The sequence below is a fragment of the Sorangium sp. So ce1504 genome (assembly GCF_051521635.1).
Taxonomy (GTDB): domain Bacteria; phylum Myxococcota_A; class Polyangia; order Polyangiales; family Polyangiaceae; genus Sorangium; species Sorangium cellulosum_B.
This window is the reverse complement of sequence record NZ_CP150365.1, coordinates 344,152-359,387: the sequence shown is the minus strand read 5'-3', so window position 1 is coordinate 359,387 and position 15,236 is coordinate 344,152. Positions and strand designations below refer to the sequence as shown.

The window sequence follows — 15,236 nt, the reverse complement described above, 5'->3', positions numbered from 1 at the left end:
CGTCACTTCTTGAGCTGCGCCAGGAGCTCCTTCGCCGGGGCGAAGTCCCGCTCGTTGTCGAGCGCGCGCTCCAGCATCTGGATCGCCTTCTTGTCGTCGTTCTGACGGTGGCTGATCACGCCGAGGTAATAGAAGACCTCGCCCTTGCTGATCGGCGCGCCCTCGTCGAGCTTCTGGAGGAGCAGGGCGCGGAAGGTCTTCTGCGCGCGATCGATGTGCGCCGCCTTCGCCGCGTCGTCGCCCGACTCCGACAGATCGAGCGCCAGCACGCCGAGGTCGCGGAGGATGGCGATCGAGCCCGGGTCGATCTTGAAGGCGATGTCGAGCTCGGCGAGCGCCCGCTCCCGCTGCCCCTCGGCCAGGTAGGCCTTGGCGAGGCGGTGGTGGATCGCGGCGAGATCCTTCGAGCGGCGGCCGCCGTAGGACTCGACGATCTGCTGGAGCGCCTCGGCGGCCTTCTGGCCGCGGCCCGAGGCGCTGTACGCGTCGCACAGCGCGAGCAGGAGCTCGCGGTCGCCCGGCACGAGCTCGGTGGCCTTGACCAGGAGGTCCGCCGCGCGGCCGGGATCGTTCCGCTTCGCCAGGTGGATGCCGGCCGCCTTGCGGTAGAGCGCCACCTTCTCGGCCGGCTGCGCGGCCGCCTCGGCGTCGCCGGTGATGAGATCGGCGAGCTCGGTGAAGGCCTGCTGCTTCTCGTAGAGGGCGAGGAGCTGTTTCCTGATCTCCTGCGCCGACCCGTCCGCCGCGAGCCCCCGCTCGAGCACGCGCCGGACCGCGCCCTCGTCGCCGAGGGACCGGTGCAGATCCGCGAGCCGGAGCGCCGTGCCCACCGCCTCCGCGGCGCGGGCGTCCTCGAGGATCACCTCGAGCCGCTGCGCCGCCTCGGCCTTCTCCCCGCGCTGCTCGTGCAGGCGCGCCAGCGCGAGGAGCGCGCCGTGGTGGCGCGGCTCGCGCTCGAGGACCGCGCGGTAGGTCTCGATCGCCCGCGCCGTGTCGTTCAGCCGCGCCTCGTAGACCTCGCCGAGGCGAACGCTGTACGAGAGCTCCGCCGCGACGTCGCCGCGGTCCTTCGCGCGCTCGATCTGCGTGACGAACAGGTCCGACAGCTCCTGATCGCGGCCGGTCTTCTCGAGCAGCTGGGCGAGCAGGACCGTCGCCTTCTCGTTGTCGGGCTGCTCGTCGAGGACCGCGCGCAGGTGCTCGGTCGCCTCGCTCACCGCGTCGAGCCGCGAGAGGCAGATCTCCGCGCTCTCGAGGCGCAGCGCCGAGCGGGCCTCGGGCGACTCGGCCAGGTCGGTGAGCCGCTCGAGCAGCGCGAGCAGCTCCTTGTGCTTGCCGGCCTTCGCGTAGAGCTCGCGCAGCGCCGTCGCGGCGCGCGCGTCGCCCGGATCCGCCTCGAAGAGCGTCTCATAGAGCTCGATCGCCGCGGCGTCGTCGCCGAGCCGCTCGCGCGCGACCGCCGCGGCGGCGTGCCGCGCGTCGCGGATGCGCTCGGCCTCCGCGTAGAGCTCGGACTGGCGCACGAGCAGCCGGAAGACCTCCTTGTGGTCGCCCGCCTCCTCCCGCACCTTCGTGAGCTCGGCGAGCGCCCAGGTGTCGCCCTCGTCCGCGGCGATCATCTCGCGCAGGATCGCCTCGACGAGCTCCCGGTCGCCCAGCGCGCGCTCCGCGAGCTCCTTCGCCTCGCGGCGAAGCTCGCCCGCGCTCCCTTCCATGCCGTCGAGGGCGGCGATCCGGCGCAGCGTGCCGATGAGGTCTCGCTCGCGCCCCGGCGCCCGCTGCAGCTCCTCGATCGACCGCAGGATGTGCTCGCTCGTGGGATCGTGCGTGAGCGCCGCCTCGTACGCCGCCTCGGCGGCCTTGGCGTCGCCCACCTTGTTCTTCTGCCACTCGGCGATGCGCATCCAGAGGTCGCGCGCCGTGTCGCCGTCGAGCTCGGTCCCGGCCCGCACCGCCCGCTCCAGGGCGGAGGCGGCGCTCGCCCAGCCGCCCGTCAGCGGGGCCAGGCGCTCGATCTCGCCGAGCACGTCCGGGTCCGACGGGTCGTCGGCGAGCGCCTTCTCGAGGGTCTCCAGCGCCGCCCTCGGATCGTTCGAGCGCACCTCGAGCACCTTCGCCAGGTCGAGGCGCATGCGGATCCGCTCCGCGCCGCCCGGCGCGAAGCGGATGCGCTTCTCGTAGAGGCGCGCCAGCGCGGCGTTGTCGCCCCGCGTCCGGTAGACGCCCTCGAGCGCCTCGGCCGCCTCGTCGAAGAGCGCCGGGTCCTCGGTGAGCGCCTCGATCGCGCCGCTCGCCCGCTCGTGATCGACCGCGCGATCGAGCGCCTGCCGCAGGGTGTTCAGGCCCTGGGGCTTGTCGCCGAACGACCCGATCTGGATCACCGCGAGCCGGTAGAAGAGATCCGCCTGGTCGCGATCGCCGGGCGTGACCGCGACGCGGCGCTCGAGCACGTCCGCGAGCGACCGCTCGTCGGCGAGGCGGCCGTAGAGCCGGTCCAGCGCCTCGAGGAGCTCCGGCGTGTCGCCGGCGTGCTCGACGGCCTTCGCGTAGGCCTGGGCGCTGCGCCGGTCGTCGCCGAGCTTCTCCTCGGCGATGCGGCCGATCCGCAGGAACAGGTCCTTCGCGATCGTCGCGTCGAACGTCGCCGCGGCCCGCTGCGCGAGCGCGTCGCAGTAGCGGCCGAAGCCGTCCGTGCGCTCCGCGAGCCGCTCGATCTCGCCGTGCAGCGACGCGTCGTCCGGCGCGTCCTCCAGCGCCCGGAGCAGCGCCTGCTCCGCCTCGAGCGGGCGCCCGAGCTGCACGTCCTGCACGAGGGCGATCGCCAGGAGGGTCGCGGCCCGGTCGGTCGGCTCGGTCTGCGCGCGCAGGCGCAGCTCGAGCGCGGCCGCGAGCTCCTCGTGGCGGCCGGCCGCGCGGAGGACGGGCTCGAGCACCTCGGCGGCGTCGAGCCGCAGCTCCTCCCGGCCCTCGCCGATGGCGCGGACCGCCTGGATCGCGTGGTCGTTCACCGCGTCCTCGTCGAGGACGAGCCGGTACTGCTCGATCGCGTCGCTCGGGCTCTCCAGCTCCCCCGCGTAGAGGTCGCCGATCGCCGTCCGCAGCTTGATGCGCGCGTCCCTGTCCGCGGCCGCGCTCGCCTGGAGCATCAGGTTCGACAGGAGCTCGTCCCACATCCGCTCGGCCCGGTAGAGCCGCTCCAGCGAGGACAGCACCGCCGGATCGCCCTGCTTCGCCTCGAGCGCCGCGTTGAGCGCCGCGATCGCGTCGCGCGGGCTCGAGAGATCCCGCTCGTAGCGCTCGGCGGCGCGCACGTTGAGGTCGTAGCGCAGCTCCTCCTCGTCGGGGCCCGCGAGCTCGACGCGCCGGCCGTAGAGCTCGACGAGGCGGCTCGCGGCGCCGCGCGGCTCGTGCAGCTCGATGAGGGCGTCGATCGTCATCGCGCTCTCGGGATCGAGCTCGAGCGCCCGCTCGTACGCCTGGATGGCGCCCTCCGTGTCCTCGAGCATCTCGAGCTTGGTCTCGGCGATGCGCCGGCAGATCGAGGCGTTCTCCTCGTCCGACGCCATCTCGCTCTTCTTCTCGAGGACGGAGATGAGCGTGTCCCAGTCGCTGAGCAGCACGGCCAGGGTGTCCATCTGCTCGAGCGGCTCGGGATCGCTCGGGTCGAGCGCGGACAGCCGCGCGTAGGCGCGGAGCGCCCGGCGCGGGTCGTCGATGCGCGTGTCGTAGACCTTGGCCAGCGACGAGAGCAGCTCGCGCTTCGTGAGCTCGTCCGACGTGGTGGTCACCCCCGCCTCGAGGCTGTCCGCGAGCTCCTCCCAGGCGCCGAGCTGCTCGGCGAGCCGCTCGAGCTCGCCGCGCGTCTCGCCGTCGTCCGGATCGAGGCCGAACGCCGTCCGGGTCGCGTCGAAGGCGCGCAGCTCGTCGTTGCCGCGCGTCTCCCAGAGCTTCGCCGTCTCCCGGAGCACCGCGACCTTCTCGCGCGCGTCCGAGGCGAGGCCGAACCGCTCGTCGTTCAGCCGGACGAGCTGCCGCCAGTCGTCCGCCCCCTCGTAGAGCGGGCCGAGGATCTCGACGACCCGCGCCTTGTGCTGCGGGTCCTGGATGAGCGCCTCGAGCGCCCGGATCGCCTCGGCGTGCGAGGGCACCTCGCCGACGATCGCCTCGAGCTGATCGATCGCGCCCGAGGTGTCCTCGAGCCGCGTGCGCAAGAGCGCCGCGAGCGCGAGCCGGTAGGGCGCCGCCCGCTCGCCGTTCGGGGCCGCCTCGGCCCGGCGCAGGTAGAGGTCGGCGAGGTCGCGCGGCCGGTCGAGCTCGCGGTAGAGCTCCGTCAGCGCGTCGAGCGCCCGGGCGTCGTTCTCGTCGACGTCGAGCGCCGCGCGGTACGTCTCGATCGCGAGCGCGGGCTCGCGGAGCTCCGTCCGCTCCAGGCGCGCGATCGTGTGGAGGGCGTCGAGCCGGTCCTCGTCCTTCCGGTAGTCGAGCGCCGCGCGGTAGAGCTGGATGCGCTCCGCGTGGCGCCCTTCCTTGACGAGCAGCCCGTCGATCGCGTCGAACAGCTCGCGCGAGTCCGGCTCGAACTCGTGCGCGCGCCGGTACCACCGCAGCGCGTCGGCCACGTCGCCGAGCTGGGCGTAGAGCTCGCCGGTGCGCCGGCTGAGCTTCGCGCTCGACGCGTCGTCCGAGGTGAGCTCCCCGAGCTCCGCCGCGTAGATCTCCGCGAGCCGCCGCTCCGCGCTCGCCACCTTCGCGAGCCGCTCGAGCTCCGCCCAGACCCCCTCGTCGGTGAGGTCCTCGTGGAGGAGCTTCGCCACCGTCTCGAGCGCCGCGCGGTAATCCTCGAGCTGCTCCTCGTGCAGCGTCGCGAGCCGCTGCAGCAGATCGCGGCGCTCGACCGGGTCCTGGCTCGCGGCGAGGCGCGCGTCGAGCGCGATCTTCACCCGGTTCCAGTCCGCCCGGCGCAGGTACACCGGCTCGAGCATCTCCCCGGCGCGCGCCCGGTGCTCCGCCTCGGCCGAGCCCTCGAGGATCGCCTCGAGCAGCGAGACCGCGCCCTCGTGCGCCGGCTCGATGAGCAGCGCCTCGGAGAGCTCGTCGAACGCGCGCTGCAGGTCCTCGGTGTGCCGGTGCGCGACGAGCGCGATCTTGACGTGCAGCTCGGCGAGGTCGCCGGCGCGCACGTCGAGCTGCCGCTCGTAGAGCCGGATGAGGTCCTGGAAGCGCCCCGCCTCGCGGTAGAGGCCGTCCAGCGCCGCGATGGCGTCCGGGTGGAGCGCGATGTCGAGGATCGTCTCGTAGGTCGCGATCGCGCCGGCCTGGTCCCCGAGCGGGCCCCGCTCGAGCTCGGCGATCCGGAAGAGCAGCCCCGTCTTCTCCTCGTCGGTCTCGGCGTGCTCGACCCGGAGCTTCAGGATCTCGAGCAGCCGCCCGGCGTCGCGCGCCTCCCCGTAGAGCTCCTCCAGCGCGATCATCGCCCGCCGGTCGTCCCCGCGGGCCTCGAGCGCCTTCTTGTACTGCTCGACCGCGAGCTCGCGGTCGTCGAGCTTGTGCCGCGCGAGCTCGCCGACCCGCAGCCGCACGTTCTGCTGCACGTCGCCGTCGAGGATGTCCGGCGCGATGCGCTGGAACAGCTCGCACACCTCGGACCAGCGCCCCGTGGCCTCGCCGAGCCGCTCGACCGTGGCGATCCAGGTCGTCACCTCGGGCTCGCCCGCCGCCTCCCGCACGCCGCGGAGCGCGTAGCCGAACGCCCGCGACGTGTCGCCGAGCGGCCCCTCCGCGGTGCGGAGCGACTTCTGCAGGGTGGCGAGCCGCTCGCTCGGGAGATCCGAGGTCTCGACCTTGATCTCCAGGACCCGGAGCAGGCGCTCGGCGTCGCCGTCCGCCTCGTAGAGCGGCTCGAGCGTCTCGGCCGCGTCGCGCCGCGCGTCCTCCCGCTCGAGCATCGCCTCGAGCGCCGCGCGGCAGCGCGCGTTCGACGGGTCGAGCGAGAGCGCCTGGCGGTACGCCTCGAGCGCCCCCGTCGCGTCGGCCTGGTGCAGCCGCCGCACGTCGCCGAGCCGCGCCAGCAGATCGAGCCGGGCGGGCGTCTCCACCGCGAGGGACAGGTCCACCTCCAGCGTCTCGGCGAGGTCGACCCAGCGCTCGTCGAGCTCGTAGAGCTCCTCGAGGGCCGCGAGCGTCGGGCGCTCCGGGCCGAACTCGTCGAGCACCGCGCGCCACGCGTTGATCGCCTCGGGCACGTCGGCGAGCTTCTGCGCGAGCGTCTCGGCCGCCTTGGTCATCGCGCGCCGCCGCTCCTCCGGCTCCGTCGTCGACTGCTCCCGCGCCCGGAGCACGGAGACGAGCTCCCGCCACTGCGACGTCCGCTCGTAGAGCCGCTCGAGCGCCGCGAGCGCCGCCACGTCGGCGCCGTCGTCGCCGAGCCGCGCCTGCCAGGCCTCGATCGCCTTGGCCGGATCGTCCAGCACCGTCTCGTGCAGCGTCCCGATGCGCTCGTAGAGCGACCGCCGCGTCTCGACGTTCTCCTCGAGGCGCACCTCGATCGCGAGCACGCCCGCGAGCGCCTGGTGCTGCTCCTTCGCGGCGTAGATGCGTCCGAGCGCCTGCGCCGCCGGGATCACCAGCGTCGGATCGGTCGGATCGATGGCGAGCACGCGCCGGTAGACCTTCTCGGCCCGGTCGGCGTCGCCGAGGAGATCCTCGCAGATCCTCGCGACTTCCATCAGGATTTCGCCGCGGATGGTCGCCGTCCCGCACGCGTCCGCCGCCGCCGTGAGCACCTCGGCGACCTGCTCGTGCTCGCCGAGGCGCCGGCCGATCTCGATGAGCCGCTCGCGCGCCGCGAGGTCCTCCGGCTCGAGCGGCAGGAGCTCCGACAGGCTGGCGAACGCGCCCGCGTCGTCCCTGAGCCGCTCGTCCTGGAGCACGCTGACCCGGCGGAGCAGCTCGCGCCGCTCCGACTCGGTCTCGGCGCCCTGGCGCCGGATCTCGAGGACCCGCACGAGCTGCCGGATCTCGTCCCGCGCCTCGTACACCGCCTCGAGCACGCGCGCCGCGCGGAGCCGGAGCGCCCCGATGTCGAGCAGCCGCTCGACGAGCTCGCGCGCCTTCGGGTCGTTCTGGCGGATCCGCAGCACGTCCTCGAGGTGCCCGAGCGACCCATCGGGCTCGTGCAGCCGGTCGAGGTAGATGCTGCCGAGCGACAGCTTGATCTCGACGCTCTCGGCCTCGGTCGCCGTCTTCAGGCGCTGCTCGAGGAGCGCCGCGAGGTCGCGGAAGCGGCCCTCGCGCTCGTAGAGCTTCTCCAGCGAGTCGAGCGCCGCCGTGTAGAACGGATCGAGCTCGAGGATGCGCTCGTAGTAGCCGATCGCCTTGGCGGCATCGCCGATGATCTCCTCGGCGATGAGCGCCACCTCGTTGAGCAGCTCGATGCGCTCGCTCTGGTCCGTCGTGCCCTTCGCGGCGCGGTCGTAGAGCTCCTCGAGCTCGCCCCACCGCTCGGCCGCCGTCAGGATCTGCTTCAGCCGCTCGAACGCGCGGTGGTTGTTCGGATCGAGGCTCAGCACCCGCTCCAGGTAGGGCTTCGCGCCCTCCGGGTCGCCGAGCTGCTCGTCGTGGAGGCTCGCCGCGCGCTCGCAGAGCTCGACCTCCACGGAGCTGCCGAGCACCTTGTCGCCCTCGGTGCGGCCCGCGACGAGGTGCACGCGGTACGCCTCCGCGAGGTCGGTCGGGCGGCCGGCGCGCCGCGACAGCTCGGCGGCGCGATCCCAGAGCTCGATGTCGTCCGAGAACTCGTGCAGCGCCCGGAGGAGCGCGTCGAACGCCGTCCCGGCCGCGTGCAGCTTCGTCTCCTCGACGCTTGCGAGCGTGACGTAGAGCTCCCGCCGCCGCGCCGGATCCCGCTCCGACTCGAGGATGACCCGGAGCGCCATGGCCTCGCGCCGGTGGTTGCCCGTCTCGGCGTACTCGACGGCGAGCACCTTGGCCGCGCGCACGCGCGTCTCCGGGCGCTCGACGAGCCGCGAGAGGACGGCGATCGCGTCCGGGTCGTGCGCCGACAGATCGAGCGCGCGCACCGCCGCCTCGAACGCGTCCGCGGGCCGATCCAGCCGGTCCAGGTAGAGCGTCGCGAGCTCGATCTCGCGGCGCGCCCGCTCGTCGCCCTCGCTGACGTCGCGGTGCGTGGCCACGATCACGGACGCCGCCTCGTACTCGCCCGCGGCGTTCAGGAGGCGCGAGAGCACCCGCAGCGCGTTGATGCGCCCGGGCGTCAGCGCGATGACCTTGCGCAGGAGCTCGATCGCCTTCGCCGGGTCACCGAAGACCTCCTCCTCGAGCGTCGCCCACTCCTCGAGGATCTCGGCGCGGTCCTCGCCCCCGACCTGGCTCGCCCTGAGCTCGAACAGCCACCGCAGATCGGCCTGCCGCTCGTTCGCGCGGAGGAGCGCGTCGAGCGCCCGCACCGTGTCGTCGTCGGACGGATCGTCCTCGACGAGGCCGCGGTAGACGATCACCGCCTCGTCGAGCTTGCCCATCTCGCGCGCGTACACCTCGGCGAGCTTCAGCCGCAGCGTGCGCTGCACGTCGGTCTCGAGGTCCTCCGCCGTCCGCAGCCGGCCCTCGACCGCCTCGACGAACGGCCCCCACGAGCCCGCCGCCCGCGACCAGGCCTCGAGCAGATCGAGCCCGTCGTCGTCCGGCTTCAGCTCGTAGGCGCGGCGCGCGTAGCCGAGCGCGCCCGGCTTGTCCGAGAGCGGCCCGCCCGTCACCGCCGCGAGCTTGCGCAGCATGCCGACCTGCGCCTCGGCGTCGTCCGTCGCGTCGAGGAGGATCTCGTAGAGCGCCGGCAGCCGGGCCCACTTCTCCTCCTCCTCGTAGATCGGCACGAGCGCCGCCGCGGCGCGCGCGTCCTTCGGCGAGACGCTGAGCACGCGCTCGTACGAGCGCGCCGCGCGCTCGGGCGCCTTGAGCTGCTCCTCGAAGATCCGGGCCGCGCGGAAGGAGATGTCGAGCTTCGTGGCCGGATCGGTCGCCTTGTCCGCCGCGCCCGAGAGGAAGTCGACGAGCCCCTCCCAGTCGTTCTGCGAGGCGTAGAGCTCCTCGAGCCCGTCCCAGTCGCCCGCGGCGAAGTACGCGTCGCGCAGGACGCGGAGCGCGCGCGCGTGCCCCGGCGAGAGCGTGAGCACGCGCCGCCACGTCCGCGCCGCCTGGGCCGGATCCTTGAGGCGCTCGGCGTACACGGCCCCGAGCTTCTGCAGCGACACGAGCCGCGCCGCGTCGTCGGGCGCGAGGTCGACGCGGCGCTCGAGCACCTCGGCGACCGTGGCGAAGTCCTTCTCGCGCTCGGCCTGCTTCTCCAGCGCGTCGAGCACCCCGGGGGCGCTCGGGTCGAGCTCGAGGATCCGCTTCTGCAGCGCGATCGCGTCCGCGCCGCGGTCGAGCCGCTCGGCCGCGAGCTTGGCCATCTCGCCGAGGAGCTCGATCTTCGCGGCGCCCTCGGCGCCCTCGAGCTTGCGCTCGTAGAGCGAGTAGAGCTGCGGCCAGGCGCGCCGCTTCAGGTACAGCTCGCGGAGCTTCTGCTGCGCCTCCTCGTCGATCGGCTCGACCGTCAGCAGCGCCTCGTACGCCGCGATGGCGTTCTGGACGTTGGAGAACTGGTCGAACCAGCGCCGCGCCACCGCGCGGTAGAGCCCCGCCTTCTCGGCGGGGCTCTCGGTCAGCTCGGCGAGGCGCTGCTGGTACGAGAGCAGGTCGCGCCAGCGCCCGAGCGACTCGTAGATGCGGGTCAGCTCCCGCACGGCGTCGACGTCCTTGTCGTCGAGCTGGACGATCTGGGTGAGGACCGTGACGAGGGCCGCGTCGTTCTTGGCGCGATCGCGGTAGATGCCGGCGATCTCGCGGAGCACAGCGACCCTGCCGGCGACGTCGTCGGCGGGCGTGCGCTCCAGGTCCTGCCGGTGGAGCTCGACGAGGGCGTTGTACCCCTCGGTCTGCAGGTAGAGGCGCTTCAGGGCGTCGCGCGCCTGGCGGTTCTCCGGGTCGGTCCGGAGCACGGACTTGTACTGCTCGATCGCCTTGGCGGCGTTCTCCTGCGACTCGGCGAGCCGCGCGAGCTCCGTGGCGATGGCGCGCTTCTCGGGGCCGTCGGGCACGGCGCGCTGCGCGTCCGTGAGGATCGTCGTGAGCCGCGGCTTGTCGCCGCGCTGATCGAGCACCTCGCGGTAGAAGTTGAGCATCCCGGCGTGCGCGGGGTCGGCGCGGCGCACGCGGTCGAAATAGGGCTCGGCCGCCTGGGGCTGGCCGCGCATGCGCCAGTGGACCATGGCGATCTGCACGAGCATGCCGAGCTCCTCGCCGGGCTTCACGCCGCCGCTGCGGAGCTGGTCCTCGTAGAGGGCGACGAGGCGATCCCAGTCGCCCGCGGCGGAGTAGGCCTCGGTCAGGAACGAGAGCGCCTCGGGCTGGCCGGGCGAGAGGTCGAGCAGCTCCTCGTACGCCGCGACGGTGCGGGTCGGATCGCTCAGGCGGGCCTTGACGGTGCGCGCCGCGCGGACGGCCGCCGCGATGCGGTCCTCCTTGAGCTGGGCCTCGCCCTTGACGAGCGACTGGACGCGGACGACGGCGTCCCAGTCCCCCGCGGAGGAGAAGGCGATCTCGGCGAGGTTGGCCGCGCGGAGGTTCTTCGGGTCGAGCATGAGGGCGAGCTCGATGAGCTCGGCCACCCTGGCGCCGAGCTCGGCGCGGCCGTAGCGGTAGCCGATGTCGGCCGCGCTCGTGTAGAGCGCGCTCTTGAAGGCGCCGTCGGTCGCGCCCTCGGCCTCGGCCACGTACCGGTCCACGAGGTCGCGCCACCGCTCGCGCTTCGAGGCGTCGGTCTCGAGCGCCTCGGCCGCGGCGTCGTCGTCGGGGCGCAGCTCGATCAGCCGCTTGTACGCGGCCGCCGCGCGGTCGACGTCGATGAGCTCCTCGTGGTAGACGCGGGCGAGCTCGGCCTGCATCGCGGGCTCGACGGCGCTGCCTGCGGCGAGGGCGATCTCCAGCTCGAGGAGGCGGGCCACGGCCTGCCATTCCTTCCGCTGCTCGTGCCGCCCGCGCGCCGCGCCGAGCAGGCGCTCGACGTCCCCGGGGCCCGCGCCGTTGTTCGGAGCGGTCACGGCCTCCGCGAGCTCGTTCCAGGCTGCCTCGTTTTCGGGCTCATCCTGCAGACGCCCAAGGGCCATCCGAATCGTCTCAACGCTCATCGTATCTCCGCGGACCTCGCGAATTCGGTCCGGTCCGTTCACGGGCCGGGCGAAGATAGCCGGGCGGACGACACGGTTTCAAGGTTCCTCGCCCCCGCGGGCCTGGAAGGTCGGGCGGAGCTTTCGCGCGCTTCTGCTTCTGTGGCGCGTGGACGTCCGAGCGGGCGGGCCGTCGGGCCGCGGGCGAGGGCGGTTCACCGCGCTCTCGGCTTCGGCTATCAACCGCGGCCATGGAAGCTACGACGATCAAGCGCTTCGGGGTGATCGGCGCGGGCCAGATGGGGCGAGGCATCGCCCAGGTCGCCGCGGCCGCGGGCCTCGAGGTGGTCCTGTGCGACGTCTCGAGGGCGCTGGCGGAGTCGGGCAAGGCCCAGATCGCCGCCATTCTCGCGAAGCAGGTGGAGAAGGGCAAGCTGGCCGCGGAGGCCCGGGAGGCGCTCCTCGGCCGCGTCGCGGTGGCCGACGGGATGGCGGGCCTGGCCGGGGTCGACCTGGCCGTGGAGGCGGTGACCGAGAGCTTCGAGGTGAAGAGCGGGATCTTCAAGCTCGCCGACGCGGCGCTGCCGAAGGGCGCGATCCTGGCGTCGAACACGTCGTCGATCTCGATCACGCGGCTCGGGGCGGTGACCGGCCGGCCTGAGCTGGTCATCGGGATGCACTTCATGAACCCGGTGCCGCTGATGAAGCTTGTCGAGCTCGTCCGTGGGGTCCAGACGTCGGACGCGACGTACGAGGCCGTCCGGGCGCTCTCGGTGGGGCTCGGCAAGACGGTGATCACCTCGAAGGACCAGCCCGGGTTCATCGTGAACCGGATGCTGATCCCCTTCCTCAACGAGGCGTGCTTCGCGCTCCAGGAGGGGCTGTCCACGCCGGAGGACATCGACGCAGGGGCGCGGCTCGGGCTGAACCACCCGATGGGGCCGCTCGAGCTCGCGGACCTGATCGGGCTCGACACGGTGCTGTCGATCGCGGAGGTGCTGCACCGGGAGTTCGGGGACTCGAAGTACCGGGCGGCCACGTTGCTCCGGAACCTGGTGGCTGCGGGGTGGTACGGGAAGAAGAGCGGGCGGGGGTTCTACGTGTACGACGAGAAGGGGCAGAAGAGCGGGCGGGCGGTGTAGAGGAGGCTGCCACGGAGCCAGGGAGGGAGGGGGCGCCGCGCGGGGGGCCGGCGGGGGCCCCTCCCACGAACTCGCGCCTTTTGGGGGGCTATGGCCGGCTGAACGGCGGAGCCGGTCCGGGAGGGCGTCGCACGGAGCGGGCCGGCGCTCGGATTCGTGGGGCCCTACCCCGCCGGCCCCCCGCGCGGCGCCCCCTCCCTCCCTGGCTCTCTCCAGGGGGGGGATGATGACGGGGGAGCGACGACGGTAGACGCGCGAGGCGAACACGGGTGTGCGGCTCGGAGGACGGGCGGTCCGCCCGGCTGCCCACGATTGCACGCGGCTCGCAGCAGGGCCGTCATGTCGCGCGCACCCGCACTCAAGCGGTGAGTTCGGATCATCGAGCGAAGGGCCGTGTCCCGGAACAGGCGCGTGACTCCTCCGGAAAATCGCTCGCTTGGAAATCGCTCGCTTGGAAATCGCTCGCTTGGAAATCGCTCGCTCGTCGGCTCGGCAACGGCCTCGACACAGCGGGATCGGGAGGACACGGAATGACGCCCTCCCTGGCCCACGGCAGGCGCTTCCCCCCGGCGCGGGGCGCTGCTAACCACGCTCCATGACCGCTCAAGAACAGCAGCCGGGGGCCCCTGCTCGCGGTACGCTCCAGTTCGTCGCCGTCGAGCGCGCGGATCACGTCGCCACCGTGACCATCCAGCGGCCCGACAAACTCAACGCCCTGAACCCCGCCGTCCTCGGCGAGCTCACCGCGGCCTTCCGCGACCTCCTCGCGCCCGCCGAGGGCAACGAGGTCCGCGCGGCGGTGCTGACCGGCGCCGGCAAGGCGTTCGTCGCCGGCGCCGACATCGCGGAGATGGCGACCATGAACAGCATCGCCGCGAAGCGGTTCGCCGACGCAGGCCACCGGCTCGCCGAGCTCATCGAGACTGCCCCCTTCCCCGTGATCGCCGCCGTCAACGGCTTCGCGCTGGGCGGCGGCTGCGAGCTCGCCCTCGCCTGCGACTTCATCTACGCCGCCGAAGGCGCCAAACTCGGCCAGCCCGAGGTGAACCTGGGCGTCATCCCGGGGTTCGGCGGGACCCAGCGGCTGCTTCGACGGGTCGGGCCCGGACGCGCGCGCGAGCTCGTCTATTCAGGTGACATGATCACCGCCCAGCAGGCGCTGTCGATCGGGCTCGTCAACGCCGTCTTCCCAGCGACCGAGCTCCTCGCGCGCGCCCACGAGACCGCCCTCAAGATCGCCTCGCGCGGCCCGCTCGCCGTCGCCGCCGCCAAGCGCGTCCTCCTGCGCGGCGAGAGCCTCGACCTCGCCGCCGCCAACGAGCTGGAAGCCCAGGCATTCGCGGCGCTCTTCGGCAGCGAAGATCAACAGGTCGGAATGAAAGCGTTCCTGGCGAAATCGCAGGCCACGTTCACCGGAAAGTGACACCTCGGAAGACGCGAACCGCGCGCTCGAGGGCAAAAAAAAATACCGCGCATCACGCTGGAGGGGGGCCCAGAATGACCGCGGCAGGGAAACCGCGCCGGAGTCTTGAACGTCCGCCACGGTGCAGAAGAAAGACCGCATGCGCTCCGGGCTGGGGGGTCCGCGCCGGTGCGCATGCGGTAGTCAGATTGTGGCATCCGCAGGCGCATTGTCGATAACAAAGTGCAACGCGTGCACGCCGAGCGAGCAGAGCGCTCCGGGCGCGAAGGCAGCCAGGCGGGCGCGCGACCCACACACACCCGATCTGCGGGGATTCACGTTCGAGCCGGGCATACCCCTCCACCAGAGACAGCGCCCAGCGCAGCGTTCGTCTCGCATTCCGAGACGAGCGAACACGAAATCCCTCATCTCTTCAATAAGAGAGGCCACGAGGCAGCAGGCCGTACACCGGACACCTGCTCCCGAGTAAAGAGCCAGGACGAACAAAGCACACTGCGGAAGGAACGCGCCGGCTCCTGTATTCAAGCGCACGAGAGGCCCTCGTGCGGGCCCAAACCGAGACGGGGGCTGCGCCCGCGCGGCGACAAAGTAAACAGGTTTTATCTAAGGGGGACATAATTCAAGACGTGTGCTCGACGACTCTTCGCGTGATGCGTCTGGGTCAATTTCTCGGCCTCGCCCATCGCACATGACAGGGCCTCGATCGCTCGTCGGCGCCCATGCCTGCTCGATGGGGGGCGCCGACAGGCGCGCGACGCGCCTCGGCAGCGGTGGCCTCGTGCGCCTCGGCAGCGCCCCCAGAGGGCGGGGTGTCCACCAGCGCAGGCATCACCGCCGCACCGATGCCGCGGACGAGGGCGCTCGCGGCGGGCCGGACCGCGCACGGCGGAAGCTCGCGCCCCCGGGTCGACGCACCCGGGTTCGCCTGGGCCGCGCCCCCGGGTACGCGCCCGGCTCGCGCGATCGCGCCGCCAGGATACGCGGCCGACGCGCGGGGCAGCGCGCGAGGCGGAGCTGGCCCGCGCTCGACGGGGAGCTCGTCTGACATGCCATGCCGCACGCAGCGCCCGCTGAGCACCCTCCTCCACGATCGGGGCGCGACGTCCTTGACGCCGGGCACGAAACGGGATTACCGAGCACCGGCCTGACAATCCATTCCTCGGGTGCCCTCCGGGGCATAACAGGGAAGCCGGTGCAAAACCGGCGCGGTCCCGCCACCGTGAGTGGGGAGCTGCCTCCGAAGACCACTGGGCCCCATTGGAAGAGGCCTGGGAAGGTGGACGCAGCGCTGGGAGCTCGATCAGCTCCCTGAACCCATGAGCCGGGAGACCTACCCGAGCCTCCCACGAGGTGCAGCTTGCGCACGTCTTCGTGGCGTTCGGGTGCGGACTTCACCCGGAGCGCCGAAATCGGTCTTCACGGCCGCGCACTGTCGATCGCAGCCGTGTC

Annotated in this window: 3 protein-coding genes and 1 riboswitch; of the genes, 2 read left to right on the top strand and 1 reads right to left on the bottom strand. The window is 72.7% G+C overall.

Annotated features, from left to right (window positions below; genetic code table 11):
- Positions 1-2: 2 nt before the first annotated feature.
- On the bottom strand, positions 3-11,222 hold the full coding sequence (locus WMF39_RS01370) for a tetratricopeptide repeat protein (RefSeq protein WP_437743752.1): 11,220 nt from the start codon (positions 11,220-11,222) through the stop codon (positions 3-5).
- 251 nt (positions 11,223-11,473) lie between these two features.
- Between WMF39_RS01370 and WMF39_RS01365 the strand changes: the two genes are divergently transcribed.
- Positions 11,474-12,364: a 3-hydroxyacyl-CoA dehydrogenase family protein gene (locus WMF39_RS01365; protein ID WP_437743751.1), complete on the top strand. Its 891-nt coding sequence runs from the start codon at positions 11,474-11,476 to the stop codon at positions 12,362-12,364.
- A 595-nt stretch (positions 12,365-12,959) separates the two neighbouring features.
- The gene (locus tag WMF39_RS01360) at positions 12,960-13,787 is read left to right on the top strand and encodes an enoyl-CoA hydratase/isomerase family protein (RefSeq protein ID WP_437743750.1); all 828 of its coding nucleotides are present in this window, start codon (positions 12,960-12,962) and stop codon (positions 13,785-13,787) included.
- A gap of 1,144 nt (positions 13,788-14,931) precedes the next feature.
- Positions 14,932-15,139: riboswitch (cobalamin riboswitch) on the top strand.
- Positions 15,140-15,236: the final 97 nt, after the last annotated feature.